This window comes from Sphingomonas sp. BLHR8 (assembly GCF_056821725.1).
Map to the genome: position 1 here is coordinate 903,233 of NZ_JBPDIM010000001.1, position 20,950 is coordinate 924,182.

Here is a 20,950-nt window from a genome sequence, read left to right on the forward strand (position 1 = left end):
GGGCTTTGCAAAAACCGCATTGAGAAAAGGCCCGCACGTGCCTCTGACCGAGACTCGGCTTCGCGCCCTCAAACCCAAGGACAAGCCCTACAAGGTGGCTGACGACCGTGGCCTCTACGTAGAGGTCACTCCTTCGGGCGGGAAGCTCTGGCGGTTTCGCTATCGCATCGGCAAGCTCGAGAAGAAGCTTTCAATCGGAAACTATCCAGACATCAGCCTTAAGGATGCGCGCCAAGCCACCTACGAGGCGCGGCAGGCCGTCGCCCGGGGAGGCGATCCGGCGCTGGAGAAGCGGAAGCAGAAGATACGCTCCGAGTTCCTGTCCGCGCAAACCTTCGAAGCAGTCGCCCGCGAGTACATCGAACAGATGATGGTTCAGAACGGCCGGGCCGAAGGCACGGTCGTCAAGGCGAACTATTTTCTGGACCAGCTTGCTCCGGCTATCGGCAAGCGGCCCATCGATCAGATCGAACCGTTCGAAATTCTTGCCCCGCTCAAGCGGCTTGAGGCGCAGGGAAAGCACGAGACAGCCAAGAAGTGTCGATCATTCGCCGGTCGCGTGTTCCGCTATGGCGTGGCCACGACGCGCTGCCAGGCTGACCCGACGAGTATGCTGAAAGGAGCGTTGGTGACGCCGCGAGCAACGCATTACGCGGCGATCATTGAACCGACTGAGCTCGGCGGCCTTCTCAGATCGATCGATGATTATACGGGCTATCCGATCACCAAGTTCGCCTTGCAGATCGCCCCCCACGTGTTCGTCCGGCCTGGTGAACTTCGGCACGCGGAGTGGCACGAATTCGATCTGATCGAAGGAATCTGGAAGATACCCGCAGGCAAGATGAAGGCCCGCCGAGCCCACGCCGTCCCTTTGTCAAAGCAGGTCGTCAATCATCTGACCGATCTGGCTGAAATGCTCGGCTATGACGGTTACGTATTTCCTTCGGCGCGGACGTCCAAACGGCCAATGAGCGAGAACACGCTCAACGCCGCGTTTCGCCGGATGGGTTATTCGAAGGACGAAGTCACTGCACACGGCCTCAGAGCGACCGCTTCCACCCTTTTGAACGAATCCGGCCTCTGGAATCCGGATGCGATTGAGCGGGCGCTTGCCCATGGCGATAGCAATGCGGTGCGGGGTGTTTACCACCGAGGAAAGCACTGGGACGAACGGGTGCGCATGGCCCAATGGTGGAGCGATCATCTGGACCAGCTAAAAGCAGGTGGCCGCATCCTCAACCTTCGGGCGGGATGATCAGGCGCTCGCCGTGCCGATCCAATCTGTCCGCAGGCGATCCAAGCCGTGGCTTTCACCCTCGGCCGTCACCTGATTGCCAATCATGTCACCATCGGGCTCGCAACCTACGAGCACCCAGTGAACTCCGGCTTCGGTCACGATTGCATAGCCGCGCGGGCCGAGTTCGAGCTTGCCCGTTATGCGCCTGCGATTAGTCGTCATTAGTTGGCGTAACTCATCCAGCGTTCGAGCACGCTTCGAACATAACCGGGCGTCTCGCGATTTCTTGGAATTCCGCCCGCCTTCGTCACGGCGCCGGGTCCAGCGTTGTATGCGGCAAGGGCGAGATGCACCGACCCAAACCGATCGAGCATCTGTCTGAGATAGCGCGCACCACCATCGATGTTCTCCTGCGGATCGTGTCGGTTCGCGACGCCGAGTTCGCGGGCGGTGGCCGGCATCAGTTGCGCAAGACCTGCTGCGCCTGCGGGACTGACCGCAAGCGGGTTGAACCGGGATTCCGCCCAGATCAGAGCCTGAAGAAGCCGCGGCGGTAGGCGATACCTTAATTCGGCTTCGCGGATGAGCGGCAGGTAGATCGCTTCTCGATAGCCGGGAACGACTGCGCGGAATGCAAAAGTGCTTTCCTTCGAGCGTGGGCTGCTCTCGCTGCTGAAGCTTCCTGCGCCTGGGTCCCCCGCCGTGCCATGGTCGTGATCGAAAATTCGAAATTCCTGAGCGAATGCTCCTTCGCCGGCCGTCAGGCTCGCTGCACAGATCAAGCATGCAATGAACCGGCTTACCATTTCGCGTTCTCCTCGATTGCACCGAATCGCAAGAGAACATAAAAAGAACATCAACCTGTAGGAAAGCGATTAGAACATCACAAAGAGGAGAGGCAGCGCTGGGGAATAGCAGACGATACGGAGTCTTCCGATGCAGTCCCGAAGTGAAGGTCAGAACACACAATCCCTCGAAGCAACTGCTCGCCAGCTCTGCAAAAGCCGCGGCGGGCGCTGGTCCGGTTTCAAGGGCATGGCTCGGTGCCCGGCTCACGATGATCGCACTCCCTCGCTCGGCGTCACGCTGGGCCGACGTGCTATCCTGTTCCATTGCTTTGCCGGGTGCGACCAAGCGAGCGTGATTGACGCTTTCAGAAGGGAGGGGCTTTCGCCCTCTCAGCTGTTCGACGGTTCTCCGCTGAATGCCGCGGAATCGAAGATTGAGCTATCGCCGTCGCGAAGTGCGCTCCGGACATGGCGCGGCGCCTCCCCCCTGATCGGCAGCCCGGCCAAAGCTTATCTCGAAGCGCGCGGCATTACGGCTGTCTCGCCCGCGCTGCGCTTCAACAGTCGAACGCCTCTCGGACCCAAAGGCCGCGCGCAATTTCTGCCAGCGATGATTGCAGCCGTCAGCCTTGACGAAGGTCCGATCGCTATTCACCGAACATTTCTCGATGCGGAGGCGCCCAGGCTTGCCACATTCGACGGTCCCAAGCGCGCACTCGGTGCGCTCCGAGCAGCCGCCGTCCGACTGTTCCCCGCGATCGATGGAGTGCTTGGCATCGCCGAAGGTGTCGAAAGCGCGCTCTCGGCCCGTGCACTCACCGGCGTTCCATGCTGGGCAACGCTGGGTAATGAGCGCTTTGCGCTCGTCTCGATCCCGCAGAGCGTCACCGAGCTCCATCTCTTTGTCGATTACGATGCAGGCGGCAAATTGGCGGCGGAACGCGCGCTACGGAGCCATGCGCTCGAAGGCCGGACTATCCATGTCCGGCGTCCTTCAAAGCGCGAGACCGACTGGAACGACGAACTGGTGAACTGGCTCGCCCGCAAGCAGGCTTCCTAGAGAAGAGAGAGCTTTGGCCTCGTGATCGGCAGACGGCTTCGTGCCCGATGCCTCCATCAGGAGAACCCAAAATGCTTCAGTTCGAACTCTTAGAACCCGACGCCGAACCTCGTGCTCACCTATTGCCTGTGACGATCGGCGATCGGATCGCCTCTCGTCTGGTCGACGGCTACCATCTCACGCGTAGCTCCATTTCTGCGCTTTTTGCCGAAGAGACCGGGATCCAGAGCTGGGGGACGGCTTGGTCCATCGACGACTACAACGATGCGATCGAGATTGGCGCGCTCCTGTGGCTGAAGTCTCACGGCCGGATTACGCTCGATACAGCGATCCATGAGGCGGACGCGCGCTTCGAATGGCTCGATACCGCGTTGCCTGCCCGTCATGTGCGTAGCGAGGCGCAGATCGAGCTGCAGCAGTTCTCGACCCCGCCCATGCTGGGCTGGCTCATGGCGCGAGCGGCCCAGCTTCGCTCATGCGACCTGGCTCTTGAGCCCTCCGCAGGTAACGGTGCGCTCGCCCTGTGGGCGGCGATGCAAGGCTGCGACCTCGCTCTCAATGAAATCGATCCTGATCGGCGCCTGTCCCTTGCCCATCTGTTTTCCGACGCAACAGTGACCGCCCACGACGGTGAGGTCATCGACCATCTCCTGACCCACAGGCCGCCCACCGTCGTCCTCATGAATCCGCCGTTTGCGCGCAGTCGCGAGCGCGGGGTCAGTGCGGCAACGGCGTTGCGCCACCTTCGCAGCGCGTTCCGTCTCTCGAAGAGCGGCGCTCGCCTCGTCGCGATCATGCCGGAAGGTTTCAATGCGTCTCGCTTCGCCAGCTCATTGAGCGATGCCAGACTGCGGCTTGATGTGCGCATCGCCGGCGCGTTCCGGAGAACGGGCACAGGCATTCGCGTGCGCATGGTGGTGTTCGACAAGGCCGTCGACGACCAGCCGGTGGTCACTGCGGAAGCGGACGATTTGTCCGATCTGGCAACGCTGATCGGCCGACTCCCGCCGCGCCCTCGCGATACTCCGGAAGTTCCCGTGCTGACCGCGCGGCCCGCGACCGGCATTTTGAGAAAGCCAGCGAACGCCCGGCCGGCGGCTCCGTTTGCAACTCGCCCCGCAGCTGGCGAGCCGTTCGAAGAACTCGGCTATGCTACCCTCGAGGAGCCAGCGCCCGTTCCGGAGCAGACAGGGATCTATCTCCCTTATCGCCCGAGCCGGATTCGGATCGAGGGCGCGCCGGTCCATCCGACGCCGCTCGTGGAGTCCATCGCGATGGGGTCGGTCGCGGCTCCGATACCGACCGTGCGGGCAAAGGTGCCTGCCGACTGGCGAACACGCGAACTGCTTTCCGAAGCGCAACTCGAAACGCTCGTCTATGCCTGCGAGGCGTTTTCGCACGATCTGCCAGGGCGCTTCCGAGCCACTCAGGAAGGAACCACGCTCGAGCAGGCCGAGGATGGAGCCCGTTATCGTCAGGGCTTTTTCCTCGGCGACGGCACCGGAGCGGGAAAGGGGCGGCAGATCGCGTCGGTGATCATGGAACGCTGGCTTGACGGCGAACGCCGACACATCTGGATTACCAAGAATGAGGCGCTGCTCGAGGATGCCCGCCGCGACTGGGAAGCACTCGGCGGCATGCGCCTCGACATTCAGCCACTCTCCGGTTGGAAGCTGGGAGTACCGGTTCGTTGGTCCCAGGGGATCCTCTTCATTACCTATCCGACGCTTCGCTCGGGTCGCGCAGACGATACGCGGCTTGACCAGATCCTCGCTTGGACTGGCGATGATTTCGAAGGCGTGATCGCGTTTGATGAGGCCCACGCGATGGCCAACGCCATAGGCAGCCGTAATGCGCGCGGCGCTTCCAAAGGCTCCGAACAGGGCATGGCTGGACTAAGACTGCAGAACCGGCTTCCTCGCGCCCGGATCCTCTACGCCTCGGCTACCGGCGCTTCGGACATTTCCAACCTCGGATATGCGACCCGCCTCGGCTTGTGGGGAGCCGCAACCGCTTTCCCGACACATGAGGCGTTCACGACCGAAATCCGGGCAGGCGGTGTCGCGGCGATGGAGCTCGTCGCCCGGGATCTCAAGGCTCAGGGACTTTACCTCTCGCGCGCGTTGTCCTTCGCGGGAGTCGAGTACGAAATCCTCGAGCACCGTCTGACTGATGCCCAAGTCGCGATCTACGATGCCTATGCCGAGGCCTGGGCGATCATTCATCGCAATCTCGACGAGGCGCTCCAGGCCACCCGGATCGTCGACGAGGACAGCGGCGATACGCTCAACCGCAACGCGAAGGCTGCCGCGATTTCGATCTTCGAAGGCACCAAGCAGAGGTTCTTTGCTCAGCTCCTGCTCTCCATGAAACTCCCGAGCCTGGTCCCCGCGATGGAGGAGTCGCTCGCGGTCGGCGACTCGGTTGTCGTGCAGCTGGTCTCGACGGCCGAGGCGATGCTCGACCGCCGCTTGGCCGATCTCACTCCCGAGGAACGCGAAGCGCTCGATATCGACCTTTCGCCGCGCGAGTACGTCATCGACTATCTCGCCCAGAGCTTCCCCACTCGTCTGATGCAGGTCTTCACCGACGAAGACGGCAATCTGCGTTCCGAACCGATGAGCAACGACGATGGTAATCCGGTCATGTGTCCACGCGCCGTCGCCGCGCGCGATGCACTGATCGAACAGCTCTGCGGTCTGCCGCCGATCGCAACTGCGCTCGATGCGATTATCGAACACTTTGGAACCGGCAGCGTCGCCGAAGTGACGGGCAGGACGAGACGACTGGTCTTGGGGCGGGACGGACAGCAGCGGCTCGAACGCCGCGGCGGTTCGGCCAATGTTGCCGAGGCTCAGGCCTTCATGGATGGCGCCAAGCGCATCCTGGTCTTTTCCGACGCCGGCGGAACGGGCCGTTCCTACCACGCCGACCTCAATTGCGAAAACCGGCAGCGGCGCGTGCATTTCCTGCTCGAGCCGGGGTGGCGCGCCGACAATGCAATCCAGGGCTTGGGCCGGACCAATCGCACCAACCAGGCTTGCGCGCCGCTGTTCCGACCTGTGACCACGGATGTGAGGGGTGAGCGGCGGTTCATCTCGACGATCGCCCGGCGGCTCGACAGCCTCGGTGCGCTCACCCGCGGACAGCGGCAAACGGGCGGACAGAACCTGTTCGATCCGGCCGATAATCTCGAAAGCGATTACGCCAGAGACGCGCTGACCCGCTGGTTCCACCTGCTATACGACGGCAAGCTCGAGGCCACGAGCTTCGCCGGGTTTGTGCGTCAGACCGGTCTGCGGCTCGAAGGCCCCGAGGGTGGTCTTACGGACGACCTGCCCTCGATCCAACGTTGGCTCAACCGCGTGCTCGCGCTGCGGATTGGGATGCAGAACGCGATCTTCGACGAATATCTTGCTCTGATCGAAGCGCGCGTAGAGGCCGCCCGCGAAGCGGGAACACTCGATCTCGGGCTCGAAACGGTCAAGGTCGACAGCTGTCGAGTAATTTCGGATCAGATCCTTCGCAGCGACCCGCTCACCGGTGCTGAAACCCGCCTCCTCTCGCTGGAGATCGAGCGGCACTTGCGGCCGCTGCGCTTCGAGCGGCTCGCGCGACTGAATGACATTGGCTCGCCCGATGGCATACCCCTGCACAATGCACGCTCCGGCCGCGTGGCGCTCAGCGTTCCCGCGCGCCGTTTGATTGCCGACGACGGCGGTGTGATCGAGCGGCGGCGTCTGCTGCGTCCGCTCAAATCCGCCAACTGGACCCGCGAGGCGCTCGCCGAAAGCGCTTGGGAGGCCATCGATCCGGCTTCGTTCGAACGTCTCTGGCGCGCGGAAGAGATCGAAGCCGCGAAAGAGCCGGTCCGCGAACGCGTGCACCTCGCAACCGGGCTGCTACTCCCGGTCTGGAAGCGCCTGCCCGGCGATCACGTGCGCGTAACCCGTATCGTCTCGGCCGACGGGGCCTCCATCATCGGCCGCGAGGTGGTGGCCGCGGATATCGCCAAGGTGTCGGAGACCTTCGGCCTCGGCAACTCGGCCTTGCCTACTCAGGGTGAATTGGCCGCTCTCGTCCTGTCTAGCGGCACCGCACAGACCTTGCAGAGCCATGATCCGCTGATCGTCAAGCGCAGTCTCGTCGGTGGTGAGCAGCGCATCGAGCTCACTGGCTTCGCGCCCGATCGGCTCGACTGGTACAAGGCCAAAGGCTGCGTCACCGAGATCATCCGCTACCGAACGCGCTTGTTCGTGCCTGTGCCCAATGGGGCGGCCATTCTTCAAGCGCTCGCCCCCTGATCAGCGGCAGCACGTCCCACAGCAGAGAGAAGAGAGTGCCATGGGCTGGCGAACCTTGTGGGATGCACCCGCACCGGTTCGTTCAATCCATCAGGAGACGATCGATGATCCAGTCCATTCCCTTGAAGAAGCTCGTCCCGAGCCCACGCAACGTCCGGAAGGTGAGCGATGCCACTGCCGATGCACAGCTCAAGGCCGATATCGCGGCCCGCGGCCTCCTCCAGAACCTCGTCGTGCGCAAGGCTGCGCGCGGCAAGTTCGAAGTCGAGGCCGGCGGCCGGCGGCTTGCCGCGTTGCAGTCGCTCGCCGAGGACGGCGCAATTCCCACAACCCACGAAGTGACCTGCCTCGTCATTGAAGGCGACGAATGCGAAGTGCGCGAAGCGAGCCTGGCCGAAAACTTCCAGCGCCTGGCGATGAATCCCGCTGACGAAGCGCAGGCATTCGCCGCAATCATCGAAGCGGGCGCCACGACCGAGGACGTCGCCCGGCGCTTCGGCCTGACCGTCCGCTTCGTCGAAGGCCGACTGCGGCTCGCTTCGCTTGCGCCGTGCGTCTTCGAAGCGCTGGCGGAAGGCGCGATCACGCTCGACATGGCCAAGGCCTATGGCGCGGTCTCGGACACCGAGCGGCAAGCTCACGTCTTCGCCGAGCTGCAAGATGCCTGGTACCAGATCACGCCCGATACGATCCGACGGATGGTGCTGGACGCGACCGTGCGCGGCGGCGATCCGCGCGCGATCCTGGTCGGTCGCGAGGTCTATCTCCAGGCCGGCGGGCGGATCGAGCGCGAGCTTTTCGACGACGATGCCAGCGAGAGCTGGGTCGATATCGCGCTGCTCGAGGGTCTCGCTCACAAGAAAATGGAGGAGGCAGCGAGCGTCAAGGCGCGCGAACTCGGTCTTGCTTGGGTCCGTCCGACGCTCGGGGCCTATGTCTGCCACGATCTGATCGAGGGGCTCAGCCGCCTTTCCGCCGAGCCGGCCCCGTTGAATGAAGCGGAAGCTGAGGAACTTTCGATACTCGAGGCAGACTACGACCGTGAAGCGGCAGTCCTCGAGGACGAGGACAGCAGCGAGGAGGAGGTCGCGAGAGCCGAGGAGCAACTGGCCCGCATCGATCGGGCGATGCGAGCGCTCAATGATCGCCCGCCGGTGCTTGCCGACGATCTGAAGGAAGAAGCGGGGGCGTTCCTGGTCCTGTCGCGCGGTGGCGAGCCTACTCTTGTTCCGCAGTACTACACGGAAAGCGAGGTGGCACAGCCGGACGAAGGCATCATCGAGCCCGTCGAAGATGGCGGCGATGCGTCGGGCAAGCCTGCAACCTATTCGCAGCGGCTGCTCGACGAACTGGCGATGCAGCGCCGCGACGTCCTCGCCATCCATCTCGCCAACGACCCCGGCCTGGCGCTCGACCTCATGATCTTTACGTTGGCCGATGCCGATGGTCACGACTGGCGCGCCAAGAAGGCGGTCACGATCTCTGGGCCGACTGCGAACGGCCCGGTCTCGGGATTTGAAGCCAAAGATGCTCCGGCGAGTGCGGCGCTAGCGGAGTTCACTGGTTCGCTCGACGAAAGCTGGCGCGCCGGCGCTTCGGACGTCGAGCGATTTGCCGCCTTTCGGGCACTCCCCGAAGAGGCGCGCAGCCTATGGCTCGGCTTCGTGGTTGCCCGCACGCTCATTGCCAGCCTCAACATCGATGCGGAGCGCGGACTCCCACTCCACGACGCACTGGGCGCCTTGCTTGAGATCGAGATGGCGCACTGGTGGAGGCCGACGGCTGCGAACTTCTTCGATCGCGTGCCGAAAGCGCGCATCCTCGAAGCCTTCGATGCCGTGGGCGGGCCCGAGCTTGTCAGCCGCTATGCCGGTTCCAAGAAGGCCGATCTCGCATCGGCTGCCGAACGAATCTTCTCGGGCGAGTTCATCGGCGAGGCGGAGGTGAAGCAGCAGGCGTTGGCCTGGGTTCCAGCCGTCATGCGTTTCGGCACTCCGAGGGAAGAACCCATCGGCAACGATGAAACGTCTGCTGAGTCGGAAGACGCCAACGACGAATTGACCGAGCAAGCTGCCTGACCCTCCTGACAGATCGGCTTGCGCGGTCGGCGGTCCGTCCATTTTTGGACGGGCCGCCTTTGGTCGTTTTGGCCAAGTCTGAACCGTCAGTCGTTCTACCTAGTGGATGAGACGTCCTCGCTAGATAATCAGCAGGAGCGCCGTTGCGAACGTCTGCCTGGAGCTCCATGATGAGCAGCGAGGGGATGCGAGATCGATCACGCCACAGCCAACCTGCCGTCGAGGGATTTTGAGGTCACCTCAATATTTTACGCCAAGCTGGGGTTCGAGCGGGACTGGCGGGATGACGGCTGGATGATTTTGAAGCGTGACAGCGTGATCCTGGAGTTCTTCCCGCATCCAGACCTGAACCCAGCCGAAAGCTGGTTCAGCTGTTGTCTTCGGCTTGATGACGTGGCCGCGTTTTACTCGGTCTGTTTAGACGCTGGAGTGCCAGAGCAATGTTGGGGTCACCCCCGGGCTCAGCCCCCGCAGCAGGAAGATGGCGGTCTCCTGATCGGAGCCCTGATCGATCCAGACGGAACCCTCATTCGCCTTATTCAAAACTGATTGCCGCGCCGGCTTTCAAGGTCACCAGAAATCGACGAGCGCATTGATTGTCAGCGGGGTCACACCCCAGTGGACAGCCTTTGATCCTCTTGGGGAACCCGTACCAACTATTGCATCGTTCCTCTCTTGAGGAGCGCGCAAATGCACTACGATTTGATCATCATCGGCACGGGCACTGCGGCAATGGTCGCAGCGATGCGGGTGCGCGATGCAGGTTGGGCGGTTGCTGTAATCGACGAGAAGCCGTTTGGCGGCACTTGCGCCTTGCGCGGTTGCGACCCCAAGAAGATGCTCGTCTCGGGCGCAGAGGTCATCGATGCGGAGCGCCGGATGAGCGGACACGGCGTCGACGGTGATTTGCGGATCGACTGGCCGGAATTGATCGGTTTCAAGCGCACCTTCACCGATCCCGTGCCGGAGAAGCACGAGCACCGCTACCGCGATAAGGGCATCGACACTTTTCACGGTGCGGCCAAGTTCACCGGCCCGAACTCCCTCAAGGTCGATGCAGCAGAGCTAAGCGGCCGTCATGTTCTGATTGCCTCGGGCGCCGCACCCGTGCCGCTCGGTATCCCGGGCGAGGACCATCTGGTCGATAATGAGTTCTTCCTGGCCATGGAGCAACTGCCACGGCGGATCGTCCTGGTCGGCGGCGGCTACATTGCAGCGGAGTTTTCCCACATTGCCGCACGCGCTGGCGCCAAGGTGACGGTGGTCCAGCGCAGTCCGCGCATGCTGACGCACTTCGAGCCGGAGCTCGTCGGCTGGCTGACGGAGTCGTTCGACAGTATCGGGGTGCAAGTCCTGACCGATACGACCGTCGTTGCGATCGAGCGCAAAGACAGCGGATTTGTCGTGCATGGCGAAAGGGGTGACGACAGGATCGCCGTGGAGGCCGACCTGGTCGTTCACGCCGCCGGCCGCGCCCCTGCACTCGACCGTCTGAACCTCGAAGTCGCCGATGTTGCTGTCGCTCAAGGTCGGCTCAAACTCAACGAGTACCTGCAAAGCGTGACAAACCCGGCAGTATATGCGGCCGGCGATGCTGCCCAGCAGGGACCGCCGCTGACGCCTGTTTCGAGCCATGATGCGAAGGTGGTCGCGGGCAACCTGCTCGAAGGCAACCAGCGAACGCCGGACTATCGGGGCGTGCCGAGTGTCGCCTTTACGCTTCCGCCGATTGCAGCTGTGGGCATGGGCGAGGACGAGGCGCGCAGATCGGGAGCGCAATTCCGGTTGAAATGCGAGCGCGCTTCGCGCTGGTACACGGCGAGGCGGCTTGCCGAGCCGGTTTACGGATACAAGACGCTGGTCGAGGAAGGCACGGGTCGAATTCTGGGTGCGCACCTCGTCGGTCCTCACGCGGACGAGGTCATCAACATCTTCGCCCTGGCTATCCGGCACAATCTCACCGCCGATGATCTGAAGAGCACCATGTTTGCTTATCCTACCGGGGCATCGGACGTAGGCTACATGCTCTAGGGGGCAACGCCGTCCAGCATGTCGATGACCGGACAGTCGGGCACGTGCCCACCCGAACAGCGCTCGACCGTCGAGGCGAGCAGTCGCTCCAGTCGCTCGAGGTCCGCCATTTTGCGCCTGACCTGGTCCAGATGATGAACCGCGATTTCGCGAACTTCGTCGCAGCACGCCTCTTCGGGGCCGCCCAGTTCAAGGATGGCGCGCACTTCGCCAGGCGTGAAGCCAAGCTCCCTCGCCCGCTTTATAAAGCTCAGGGCCCTGACATGCTGGTCGGTAAAGACCCTGTGGCCGCCTTCGGTTCGATCGGGCTCGGCGAGCAGGCCAACTTTTTCGAAGTAGCGAATTGTCTCGATATGCACGCCTGTGCGGCGGGCGAGTTCGCCTATCGAAAGACCGCCCACGCAGAAACTCCTTGATCCTGTAGCGACTACAGGTGGCACATAGCGCCGAATCGCGCTGGAGACGAGACCTGACTGATCGAAGTGCCCCTTCCGTTATCCGACTGCAGGGACCCGAGCGAGGCGTCGCTGCCGTTGGAACGGCAGCCAGCTTGACCGCCCTGTTCTCTGCTGCTGCGTGCTGCGTGCTGCCTCTCGCGCTCGCCGGGCTAGGGCTCGGAGCAGGCGGTCTCGCTATATTCGTCCCCTACCGATGGCCGATGACAATCATCGCCTCGGTTCTGATCATTGCGGGTTGGATGCTCTACTTGCGCAAGCATCGCGCTTGCTCTGCTGACGCGGACTGTGCGGTGCCGGCGCCAAGTCGAGCCACGCTGGCGATGCTCGTGGGTGCGACGGTGATCGTCGTTATCAGCGCGTTGTGGGGTTTTATCGAGCAGCCGCTGATGCGCGTGCTGGGCGGCGCGTGATGCAGACAACCTCTACCATCACATGTCCCAAGTGCGGCGGCACTTCGGTCGAAACAATGCCGACCGATGCCTGCTGGTTTTTCTACGACTGCCGCCATTGCGGCGTGAAGCTCAGACCGCTTTCCGGCGATTGTTGCGTCTTCTGCTCCTTCGCAGATGTTCCGTGTCCGCCGATCCAGGAAGCCCAACAGTCCGGTTCGCCGTCCGGATGCTGCGGAGCTGGATAGCAGATATCCCCCGCGCCGCTCCGCTCGAGGCGGAGGACGCCGGTCGCACCTATGCGACTCTTGGGCGAGATCTACAGTCTCTCCGCACTATTCGTCGCAGAGCGCAAAGCTGACACGACGTCCAGATGAGAGGAAAGAAGGCTTCTTCTGATTGCCACGGGACAACCTCGTTCCGGCAATCGGGAGACACCTTATGTCCAGGTTTGAACGCCGCAGCGGCGGGCAATCCCCTGCTGCGCAAATCACCTCTGTGATTATCGAGAAACTCGAGCAGGGAACCAGACCATGGGTAAAGCCATGGCGCGGGGTACCGGTATCACGACCCCTGCGCAGTTGCGGCACGCCCTATCGGGGCATGAACACCTTCTGGCTGTGGATGATCGCCGAAGCGGCCGGGTTTCTGTCGCCCTACTGGATGACATACCGGCAATGCCAGAAGCTCGGCGGGCAGGTCCGCAAGGGCGAGAAGTCGACGATCGCGATCTTCTACAAGAGCTACGACAAGCAGGTGGAGCGCGAAGATGGCGAAGAAGGCACCGAGACGCGGCGTGTCCTGAAGGCCTATGCGGTCTTCAACGCCGACCAGTGCGATGGCTTGCCTGAGATGTACCGCGCCAGGCATGAACTCGAGCCGGTCGAGCCTGTGGCGGCGATGTTCGCTAGCATCAGGCCGGGTGGCGAAGTCCACATCGCGGATTACGCTCACCAAAGCGGCGCGTTGATGCGTGCGCTGTTCCGCCTGACGGTCCAGGCGATCGACGGCCTGGCAGACACCCAGCCAAACGCAGACGGGGCGTTGGAGAGCATCCTTTCCGACTATGATGAGGCCGCCGTCGCACCTCAAGCCGTCGTGCCGACCGCCACCGGTGCGATCAGCCTCTTCAAGGCGATAAGGCCAATCCAAAACAATTGCGACACGTTCGCAGAAAGGGCTTGATCCTCCAGCGGCTGGAGGTTGTAGGGACCGGCAATGGAAGCGAACGAATCAGACGGCTGCGGCTGCACCGGCGACACCAAGCGGGCCCAAACCGATCCCGCGTACCGCCGCGCGCTGTGGTGGGTGGTCATCCTCAATGTGGGCTTTGGCCTCGTCGAGATCGTCGGCGGATTCATCGCCAACAGCCAGGCGCTGAAAGCTGACGCGCTCGATTTTCTCGGTGACGGCTCGATCACTTTCGTCGGTCTGCTCGCTCTCGGATGGGCGGCATCCACCCGGGCGCGAATAGCGATGACACAGGGGCTATTTCTCGGCGCGCTCGGCCTCGCCGTCATCGCCATGGCCATTTGGCGCGCTCTGAACGCCATTCCGCCGGAGCCCGAGCTGATGGGGGGCATCGGCATCGCAGCGCTGATCGTGAACGTGACCGCGGCCCTGATCCTCGCTCGTTTCCGGGACGGTGGCGACGCACAAGCCCGAGCGATCTGGCTGTTCTCGCGCAACGACGCGATCAACAACGTGGCGGTAATCGCGGCAGCTGCGCTCGTCTTCTTCCTCGACAGCGCGTGGCCCGACATCATCGTGGCTGCCGTAATTGCCGTAATTTTCCTGCAGTCGGCGTGGGAGATCATCCGAGACGCTGGCGGCGAGTTGCGTGCGAAGGCATGACGACTTTCCGCTACCTCAGGGCGTTGGCCCTCGCGCTTCTGCTCGGCTGCGTCCTCGCCGCTCCGGCCCGTGCGCAGACGGCGCCGGCTCAGACCATATGGCGTCTTCTGGACTATATCGCAGTCGATTACGCAGGTGCGGTCTCTGACGGCCGAGTGGTGAACGAGGCCGAATACGTCGAGATGGTGGAGTTCTCCGCGAGCGTGCGCCAGCGCCTCGGCGAGCTAGCGCCAACCGAAGCGCGCGCAAACCTGCTGCAAGGAGCAAAGCGACTCGAGGCCGATATCGCTGCGAAGGCGGCCCCGGAAAGCATCGCCACGTCGGCCCGGGAGCTGGGAAGAGTCCTTTTGGCTGCCTACCCGGTGCCGCTTGCCCCGTCGAACCTGCCCGATCTCAGCCGAGGCGCAACGCTCTATGCTCAGAACTGCGCCAGCTGCCATGGATCGATGGGCGACGGGCGAGGTTCGGCGGCAGGCGGCATGGACCCGCCTCCGATCGGCTTCACCGACGAGGCTAGAGCGCGTGAACGGAGCCTCTTCGGCCTCTATCAGGTCATCGAGCAGGGCCTCGAAGGCACGGCCATGCCTTCCTTTGCACAGCTCAGCCCTGATGACCGATGGGCGCTCGCATTCCACGTTGGCCGCTACGCGTATCCAAACAAGCTTGCTCGCTCTGGAGAGACGGCCTGGTCGAATGACGATGCACTGCGCCGACTGATCCCAAACATGACTGCCTTGGCCGGCATGACCCCGGCGCAGCTCGAAGAGAAGCTGGGAGCTGAGAAGGCGCGGGCCGTCACCGCCTACTTGCGCGGCAATCCAGAGGCTCTTTCCGGACCGGAGGGCTCACTCAGTCTGGCCAAGGAGCGATTGCAGGAGGCGCTCGACGCCTATGAAGCTGGTCAACGGGCGAGAGCAACTGACCTGGCGCTTTCTGCCTACCTCGACGGTTTCGAACCCGTTGAGCCGCTCCTGACGGCGCGTGATGCTTCGCTGATGAGGCGGATCGAAGGGGCGATGGCCGAGCTGCGCGCCCGCATCGGCCGCGGCGCGCCGGTAGACGAGGTGCGAGCGCAGGTCGCGATAGTACAGACCCTCTTCACAGACGCCGAAGTTCAGCTCAGCCCCGATAAGGCCAGCGCTGCATCCAGCTTCTTGGGTGCCTTCACCATTCTTTTGCGCGAAGGACTGGAGGCGCTTCTCCTCGTTATCGCGATGATCGCGTTCCTCAGGAAGGCCGATCGCCAGGATGTGCTGGGCTATGTTCATGGCGGGTGGGTGGCAGCGCTGGTGGCTGGCGTAGCCACCTGGGCGGCAGCGACGTATTTGATCAGTGTAAGCGGGGCGAGCCGCGAGCTGACCGAAGGCTTCGGTTCGATCTTGGCTGCGATAATACTCCTGTCGGTCGGAATCTGGATGCACGGGAAAGCCCAGGCCGGGGCATGGCAGCGCTACATCAACGAGCGGCTCAGCAAGGCGCTCTCGAAGCGGTCTGCCTGGTTCCTGTTTGGGCTTACCTTTCTCGTCGTCTATCGCGAAGTGTTCGAAACGGTTCTCTTCTATGCAACGCTCTGGAACCAGGGCAATTCTGGCGCTGTCGCCGCGGGAGCGCTCGCGGCCATTGTTCTGCTTGCAGTGATCGCCGTCGGAATGCTCCGTTACAGCCGGAATATTCCGATCGCGAGGTTCTTCGCGTACAGCTCCGCCCTCATCGCCATCTTGGCCGTCGTCCTCGCCGGCAAAGGCGTAGCGGCCCTTCAGGAGGCGGGGTTGATCGACGTGCAGCCCCTCGCACTCGTGCCGCGGATCGACCTGCTCGGCCTCACCCCCACGGTGCAGTCAGTGCTCGCCCAGTTGGTCATGCTGGCCGCGGTGCTGTTCGGCTTCTGGTACAATCGGCGAGTGGCCCGAAAGAGCATCCCGCCCGGCGTCCGCCCCGCCAATTCGATATAATCGCGATGTGGCATTGGGCAAAGCAGCGCGCGTCGGCTGCTGCGGACCGGTTCGCCATGAGCGGCGTTCACTTCAAAAGATGTGGCTACCAAGGATCCACGGATGAGCGACGACTTCGATATCATCGTAATCGGCGGTGGCACCGCGGGCTACCCAGCAGCCATCCGCGCAGCTCAGCTCGGGATGAGCGTCGCCTGCATTGAACGTCGGCCCACGCTGGGCGGCACCTGTCTTAACGTCGGCTGCATTCCCTCCAAGGCTCTTCTCCATTCCACGGAATTGTTCGCCCAAGTGAGCGAGGGACTGGAGGAGCACGGTATCGGTATCGGCGGGGTCGCCTTGAACCTGGGCCAATTGATCAGCCGCAAGGATGAGGTCGTCACCGGACTTACCAAGGGCGTCGAGCACCTGTTGAAGAAAAACGGCGTCGAATGGGTGAGAGGAAGCGCGCGGTTCGAGGCTGCCGACCGGCTCACCGTTGACTTGGTCCAAGGCGGCGCCCGATCGCTGACCGCGAGCAAAGGCATACTCGTCGCGACTGGGTCCGACGTGGCGCACCTGCCAGGGATCGATATCGACGAGATGAGCATCGTCTCCAACACCGGCGCACTCTCCTTAACGAGGGTGCCAGAGCATCTGGTCGTGATCGGCGGCGGCTATATCGGCCTTGAGCTTGGCTGCGTCTGGCGGCGTCTAGGGGCCAAGGTCACGGTGATCGAGTTCCTCGAAAGTATCGTCCCCAGCATGGATCGCGAAATTGCGCGGCATCTGCTCAAGGCACTGAAGCAGCAGGGCCTGGAATTTCATTTCGAAACCAAGGTAACCGGTGTCGAGAAGCGCCCTGACGACCTGCTCGTATCGGTCGAACCGGCTCAAGGCGGCGAAACCGGGACGCTCACCGCCGATGTCGTACTCGTCGCGGTGGGGCGCAGGCCGTACACCGACGGCCTGGAACTGGAGCGGGTGGGAATCACGCTGGATCCCAAGGGGCGCATTCCGGTCGAGCTTGGTTTCAAGACTCAGGTTTCAGGGATTTACGCGATTGGCGATGTGATTGCCGGACCGATGCTCGCGCATAAGACGACCTTGGATGGGGTGAGGTGCGTGGAAGGGATCGCCGGACGTTACGCTGGGGTAGACTACAACACCGTGCCGGCCGTCATCTACACCTCGCCCGAAGTCGCGAGCGTTGGACAAACCGAGGAGCAATTGAAGGCTGCTGGTGTCGAATACAAGTCTGGCACATTTCCATTTTTGGCGAACAGCCGCGCGCGCTGCAACGGCGACACCCGTGGAATTACCAAGCTGCTGGCGGATGCGAATACCGATCGTCTGCTCGGCGCCCACATCATTGGCCCAGACGCCGGCACAATGATCCCGGAAGCGGTGCTGTTGATGGAATATGGCGGAACGACCGAAGACCTCGCGCTGACGACCCATGCACATCCCACCTTGCCGGAGTCGCTGAAGGAGGCGGCTCTCGTCTTGCTTGGGCAAGGTATGCACATATGACCCGCGCGGGATTGGTCTTTAACGACGCGATCGAAACCTCTCGAACGCTCCAATTTGTCCTGACGCCGGGGGGGATGGCCCAGTTTTTCTGTACGAGCAGAGCGGTTGAGAATTACTGATGGGTGTCCTTGTGAGCATCACGCAAGATCTCGATCCCACCATAAACCGCGATGCAGGCGACAGCGATGCCAACAATCAAATCAGGCCAGTTCGCCCCTGTCAGCATGACCGCGATTCCCGCAAGGACGATGCCGCCGTTCGAGACGAAGTCATTGAAGCTGAACGTCGTTGCCGCGCGCAAATTGACATCCTTGTTCTTCAGTTTGTTCAGCAGGCGCAGGCACCACAGATTTACGACAGCAGCCACGATCGCCATGCCGATCATGAGCGCGCCGCCGGGAGTCGAGCCGTTGAGATAACGCTGCACAGCATCGGCCATCACACCGACGGCGAAGATCAGAAGCATCACGCCTGAGAATCGCGCGGCGCCTCGTTTCCAGCGACGTGACCGCGTCAGCGCCAACAGGCTCAAAGCATAGACAACTGCGTCCGAGGAGTTGTCGACACCGTTGGCCAGGAGTGCATTCGAATCCCCCAGAAAAGCCGTCACGAAAAAGCCTGCGGCGATGGCGACGTTGAGCGCCAGGACCAGCCACAGGGTCTTTCGTTTGTCGGCCGAGCCGAGATCGAAATTGGCTTCGCTCATCCCTTGCGCTCCTTTGTGGCCGGTTTCCCGGCGAAAGGCACCTCTCGAAACGCCAGAAGCCGCAGCGCGTTGAAGACCACGATCAACGTCGATCCCTCGTGGGCAATGACGGCAGGCCCGATCCCAAGCCCGAGTATCGTGGCAGGCAGCAACACTGCCACCACACCCATGCTCACGAACACGTTCTGGCGGATGATCCGCCGCGTGCGCCGGCTAAGATCGACCGCGAACGGCAGTTTGGACAGGTCGTCGGCCATCAGCGCGACATCGGCGGTTTCGAGCGCCACGTCGGACCCGGCCGCTCCCATCGCAATTCCGACCGTGGCCGTGGCAAGTGCGGGCGCATCGTTGACGCCGTCACCGACCATCGCGACTTTGCTCTCCGCTGCACGGAGCTTCTTGATCGCCTCGACCTTGTCTTCGGGCATGAGATCGCCCCAGGCGTCCTCAATGCCGACGCTCGCGGCGACGGCCTTGGCGACAGGTGTCGCATCGCCCGACAGCATGATCATTCGCGTGATGCCGAGTTCGCGCAGGCGGGCAGTCGTTGCGGGAGCCGCCGACCGAGGAGTATCCATCAGCCCGATTACGCCAAGGTACCGCGCACCCTGGCGAACGATCATAATGGTCCGCCCCTGGGAACGCAGTTCATCCGCCGAGGCCTTCACTGCATCGGGAAGCGGTTCGCCGCCCGCCTCGGCAAAGAGTTCGTCGCGTCCGATGTGAACGGTCTGGCCGTCGACGACGGCTTCGACACCGCGTCCCGTGATCGATTTAAGGTCGGTCGCCTTCGCGGCCGGGCCCTTGAGCCGCTCCGTCCCATCGCGGACGATCGCCGCGGCGAGCGGATGGTCGCTGAGCGCTTCCACCGCGACCGCCGTCTGCAACAATTCTTGCTCCGTTGCATCGGCCGCCGCAACGACATCCGTCACGCGCGGCCGCCCTTCGGTCAGGGTTCCCGTCTTGTCGAACGCAATAGCGCTCAGTGCGCCCAGGTTCTCGAGCGGCCCGCCGCCCTTCACGAGCACCCCGCCGCGCGCCGCCCGTGCCACGCCCGACAAGACCGCGCTCGGTGTTGCGATCGCGAGAGCACAGGGGCTGGCCGCGACCAGAACAGCCATCGCCCGATAGAAGCTGGCACTGAAGGGTTCGTCGATCACGACCCATGCGAACAGCAGCAGCACCACCAGTCCGAGAACGACCGGCACGAAAATGCGCTCGAACCGGTCGGTGAAGCGTTGAGTGGGAGACTTCTGCGTCTCCGCTTCGCTGACGAGCTTCACGACTTTGGCTAATGTCGTGTCGGAGGCGAGACGGGTGACCTGGATTGCCAGTGCGCCAGAGCCGTTGATCGTGCCCGCGAATATTCTGGACGTGGCCGCGACGCTGTCCGCTGCGGCCGCAGCGGCTGCCGGATCCTCTACCGGCTGCTTGTCGACCGGAACGCTTTCGCCAGTCACCGGCGCCTGGTTGACGCTGCTGGTGCCTTCGATCACGAACCCGTCAGCCGGCAAGCGCTCGTTGGGTTTGACGACGACAATGTCGCCGACGACCAGCGCCTCGACAGGCACTTCCTCGGTGGCGCTGCCGCGCCGCACGACCGCCGTCTGCGGCGCGAGCTCTGCCAGCGCTTCGATCGCCTTCTTGGCGCGCCCCATGGCATAATGCTCGAGCGCGTGGCCAAGGCTGAACAAAAACAGGAGCAAGGCCCCTTCGGCGAATTCCCCCAACAGGGCCGCGCCGGCGGCCGCGACGAGCATCAGCGTATCGATCTCGAAGCGGCGCAGTTTGAGGGAATCGATAGCTTCGCGGACAGTGAAGAACCCGCCGAAGAAGTAGGCGGCAAGGTAGAGCGCAGTGGAGACAACCTCCGGCGCGGCGTCGGCCCAGGACAGTGCAAATCCGATAGCGAGCGCGACGCCGGAGATGAGCGCAAAATACAATTCGGTGTTCGACCCAAATACGCCGCCGTGAGCGTGGCCCCCGCCCTCGGTATGATCATGGGAGTGCTCGGCATCTTTGGCGTGGTCGTGCGCGTGCTTGCCGGCGGGAGTAGCAGTCGGGGTCGTAACCGGATCGGGAGAAGCGCCCGAAGCCTCTGTAGCGCGCGTGTTCGAGCCTCGGCGACTTACGCCGAGCGAGGCAAGCGCCGACGTTATCTCTGCTTCGTCGACGAGGCTCCGGTCGAACTCCACTCTCAGAGCTCCGCTACCCGTTGCTTGCGCCTCGAACACGCCCTCGATGCGGCACAGCGTTTCCCCAACGGTCCGCGCCCGCCGCTCCTGCTCGATCCCCTCGACCTGCCACACGAGGTGCCCAAAGCGAGCGGTCAGCGCGGCCCCGGCCGCGCGCGCCGCCTTGCGTATCTGTTCCAGCCCGACCTTCTCCGGATCGTAATGGACACACAGCTTTGCCGGCTCGTCCCCCATCGCAGCGATCACATGCGCGTCACGCACGCCGTCACGCTCGGTCAGCTCGTCAAGCAGCCTCGCGACACAGCGATCCGCTTCATCGGGAACTGTCGGGAGAAGGAGCGGAAGGTCGAGGCGTGTGCGTGTCGTCACAAAGTGTTCTCCTCGAA

At 63.0% G+C, this 20,950-nt stretch carries 16 protein-coding genes and 1 pseudogene; 12 read left to right on the top strand and 5 right to left on the bottom strand.

Annotated elements, in window-relative coordinates:
- Positions 1-37 precede the first annotated feature (37 nt).
- Positions 38-1,255 carry a tyrosine-type recombinase/integrase gene (locus ACRYJK_RS04500; protein WP_120717166.1) on the top strand — a complete coding sequence of 406 codons (1,218 nt, stop codon included), beginning with the start codon at positions 38-40 and terminating at the stop codon, positions 1,253-1,255.
- Here the strand turns inward: ACRYJK_RS04500 and ACRYJK_RS04505 are convergent, their stop codons facing one another.
- Together ACRYJK_RS04505 and ACRYJK_RS04510 are read right to left on the bottom strand one after the other, a co-directional pair.
- Positions 1,256-1,459, bottom strand: coding sequence for a DUF5818 domain-containing protein (locus tag ACRYJK_RS04505; protein ID WP_120717167.1), 204 nt, complete (start codon positions 1,457-1,459; stop codon positions 1,256-1,258). It abuts the gene before it with no gap.
- The gene (locus ACRYJK_RS04510; RefSeq protein WP_234024754.1) at positions 1,459-2,043 is read right to left on the bottom strand and encodes a lytic transglycosylase domain-containing protein; all 585 of its coding nucleotides are present in this window, start codon (positions 2,041-2,043) and stop codon (positions 1,459-1,461) included. The genes ACRYJK_RS04505 and ACRYJK_RS04510 overlap by 1 nt, the downstream gene beginning before the upstream one ends.
- Before the next feature lie 130 nt (positions 2,044-2,173).
- Between ACRYJK_RS04510 and ACRYJK_RS04515 the strand changes: the two genes are divergently transcribed.
- The 5 genes from ACRYJK_RS04515 to ACRYJK_RS04535 all read left to right on the top strand — a co-directional run bounded on the left by ACRYJK_RS04515 (position 2,174) and on the right by ACRYJK_RS04535 (position 11,498).
- On the top strand, positions 2,174-3,085 hold the full coding sequence (locus ACRYJK_RS04515) for a DUF7146 domain-containing protein (protein ID WP_482666375.1): 912 nt from the start codon (positions 2,174-2,176) through the stop codon (positions 3,083-3,085).
- Between the two features lie 71 nt (positions 3,086-3,156).
- On the top strand, positions 3,157-7,389 hold the full coding sequence (locus ACRYJK_RS04520) for a strawberry notch-like NTP hydrolase domain-containing protein (protein WP_482666376.1): 4,233 nt from the start codon (positions 3,157-3,159) through the stop codon (positions 7,387-7,389).
- Positions 7,390-7,493: 104 nt separating this feature from the next.
- Positions 7,494-9,467, top strand: a complete 1,974-nt coding sequence (locus tag ACRYJK_RS04525) for a ParB/RepB/Spo0J family partition protein (protein ID WP_482666377.1) — start codon at positions 7,494-7,496, stop codon at positions 9,465-9,467.
- A gap of 192 nt (positions 9,468-9,659) precedes the next feature.
- Positions 9,660-10,016 (top strand): bleomycin resistance protein, encoded by a 357-nt coding sequence (locus ACRYJK_RS04530; RefSeq protein WP_120717171.1) that lies wholly within the window; start codon positions 9,660-9,662, stop codon positions 10,014-10,016.
- Positions 10,017-10,157: 141 nt separating this feature from the next.
- The gene (locus ACRYJK_RS04535; protein ID WP_482666378.1) at positions 10,158-11,498 is read left to right on the top strand and encodes a dihydrolipoyl dehydrogenase family protein; all 1,341 of its coding nucleotides are present in this window, start codon (positions 10,158-10,160) and stop codon (positions 11,496-11,498) included.
- Here ACRYJK_RS04535 and ACRYJK_RS04540 read toward each other — a convergent pair.
- Positions 11,495-11,899 carry a MerR family transcriptional regulator gene (locus tag ACRYJK_RS04540; protein WP_057883273.1) on the bottom strand — a complete coding sequence of 135 codons (405 nt, stop codon included), beginning with the start codon at positions 11,897-11,899 and terminating at the stop codon, positions 11,495-11,497. The genes ACRYJK_RS04535 and ACRYJK_RS04540 overlap by 4 nt on opposite strands.
- 149 nt (positions 11,900-12,048) lie before the next feature.
- Here ACRYJK_RS04540 and ACRYJK_RS04545 point away from each other — a divergent pair, with 149 nt between their 5' ends.
- The 6 genes and pseudogenes from ACRYJK_RS04545 to lpdA all read left to right on the top strand — a co-directional run bounded on the left by ACRYJK_RS04545 (position 12,049) and on the right by lpdA (position 17,663).
- Positions 12,049-12,366: a hypothetical protein gene (locus tag ACRYJK_RS04545; protein ID WP_482666379.1), complete on the top strand. Its 318-nt coding sequence runs from the start codon at positions 12,049-12,051 to the stop codon at positions 12,364-12,366.
- Positions 12,366-12,593 carry a GDCCVxC domain-containing (seleno)protein gene (locus ACRYJK_RS04550; RefSeq protein ID WP_120717174.1) on the top strand — a complete coding sequence of 76 codons (228 nt, stop codon included), beginning with the start codon at positions 12,366-12,368 and terminating at the stop codon, positions 12,591-12,593. The genes ACRYJK_RS04545 and ACRYJK_RS04550 overlap by 1 nt, the downstream gene beginning before the upstream one ends.
- Positions 12,594-12,786: 193 nt before the next feature.
- A pseudogene (locus ACRYJK_RS04555) lies at positions 12,787-13,236 on the top strand (ArdC-like ssDNA-binding domain-containing protein); the annotation flags it as partial.
- 327 nt (positions 13,237-13,563) lie between these two features.
- The gene (locus ACRYJK_RS04560) at positions 13,564-14,199 is read left to right on the top strand and encodes a cation diffusion facilitator family transporter (RefSeq protein WP_120717221.1); all 636 of its coding nucleotides are present in this window, start codon (positions 13,564-13,566) and stop codon (positions 14,197-14,199) included.
- On the top strand, positions 14,196-16,151 hold the full coding sequence (locus ACRYJK_RS04565; protein ID WP_482666380.1) for an FTR1 family protein: 1,956 nt from the start codon (positions 14,196-14,198) through the stop codon (positions 16,149-16,151). Before ACRYJK_RS04560 ends, ACRYJK_RS04565 begins: the two co-directional genes overlap by 4 nt.
- Positions 16,152-16,253: 102 nt before the next feature.
- Positions 16,254-17,663, top strand: coding sequence for a dihydrolipoyl dehydrogenase (gene lpdA / locus ACRYJK_RS04570; RefSeq protein WP_482666381.1), 1,410 nt, complete (start codon positions 16,254-16,256; stop codon positions 17,661-17,663).
- A 112-nt stretch (positions 17,664-17,775) separates the two neighbouring features.
- Here the strand turns inward: lpdA and ACRYJK_RS04575 are convergent, their stop codons facing one another.
- Both ACRYJK_RS04575 and ACRYJK_RS04580 read right to left on the bottom strand, forming a co-directional pair.
- Positions 17,776-18,369, bottom strand: coding sequence for a cation diffusion facilitator family transporter (locus ACRYJK_RS04575; protein ID WP_199504789.1), 594 nt, complete (start codon positions 18,367-18,369; stop codon positions 17,776-17,778).
- Complete coding sequence (locus ACRYJK_RS04580; protein WP_199504788.1) at positions 18,366-20,933, bottom strand: heavy metal translocating P-type ATPase; 2,568 nt, start codon at positions 20,931-20,933, stop codon at positions 18,366-18,368. The genes ACRYJK_RS04575 and ACRYJK_RS04580 overlap by 4 nt, the downstream gene beginning before the upstream one ends.
- Between the last annotated feature and the right edge of the window lie 17 nt (positions 20,934-20,950).

Excerpts from the sequence above, each read along its gene's own strand:
- ACRYJK_RS04505 (WP_120717167.1), bottom strand. The coding sequence starts at position 1,459 with ATGACGACTAATCGCAGGCGCATAACGGGCAAGCTCGAACTCGGCCCG.
- ACRYJK_RS04510 (WP_234024754.1), bottom strand. The coding sequence starts at position 2,043 with ATGGTAAGCCGGTTCATTGCATGCTTGATCTGTGCAGCGAGCCTGACG.
- ACRYJK_RS04515 (WP_482666375.1), top strand. The coding sequence starts at position 2,174 with ATGCAGTCCCGAAGTGAAGGTCAGAACACACAATCCCTCGAAGCAACT.
- ACRYJK_RS04520 (WP_482666376.1), top strand. The coding sequence starts at position 3,157 with ATGCTTCAGTTCGAACTCTTAGAACCCGACGCCGAACCTCGTGCTCAC.
- ACRYJK_RS04525 (WP_482666377.1), top strand. The coding sequence starts at position 7,494 with ATGATCCAGTCCATTCCCTTGAAGAAGCTCGTCCCGAGCCCACGCAAC.
- ACRYJK_RS04535 (WP_482666378.1), top strand. The coding sequence starts at position 10,158 with ATGCACTACGATTTGATCATCATCGGCACGGGCACTGCGGCAATGGTC.
- ACRYJK_RS04550 (WP_120717174.1), top strand. The coding sequence starts at position 12,366 with ATGCAGACAACCTCTACCATCACATGTCCCAAGTGCGGCGGCACTTCG.
- ACRYJK_RS04560 (WP_120717221.1), top strand. The coding sequence starts at position 13,564 with ATGGAAGCGAACGAATCAGACGGCTGCGGCTGCACCGGCGACACCAAG.
- ACRYJK_RS04565 (WP_482666380.1), top strand. The coding sequence starts at position 14,196 with ATGACGACTTTCCGCTACCTCAGGGCGTTGGCCCTCGCGCTTCTGCTC.
- lpdA (WP_482666381.1), top strand. The coding sequence starts at position 16,254 with ATGAGCGACGACTTCGATATCATCGTAATCGGCGGTGGCACCGCGGGC.
- ACRYJK_RS04575 (WP_199504789.1), bottom strand. The coding sequence starts at position 18,369 with ATGAGCGAAGCCAATTTCGATCTCGGCTCGGCCGACAAACGAAAGACC.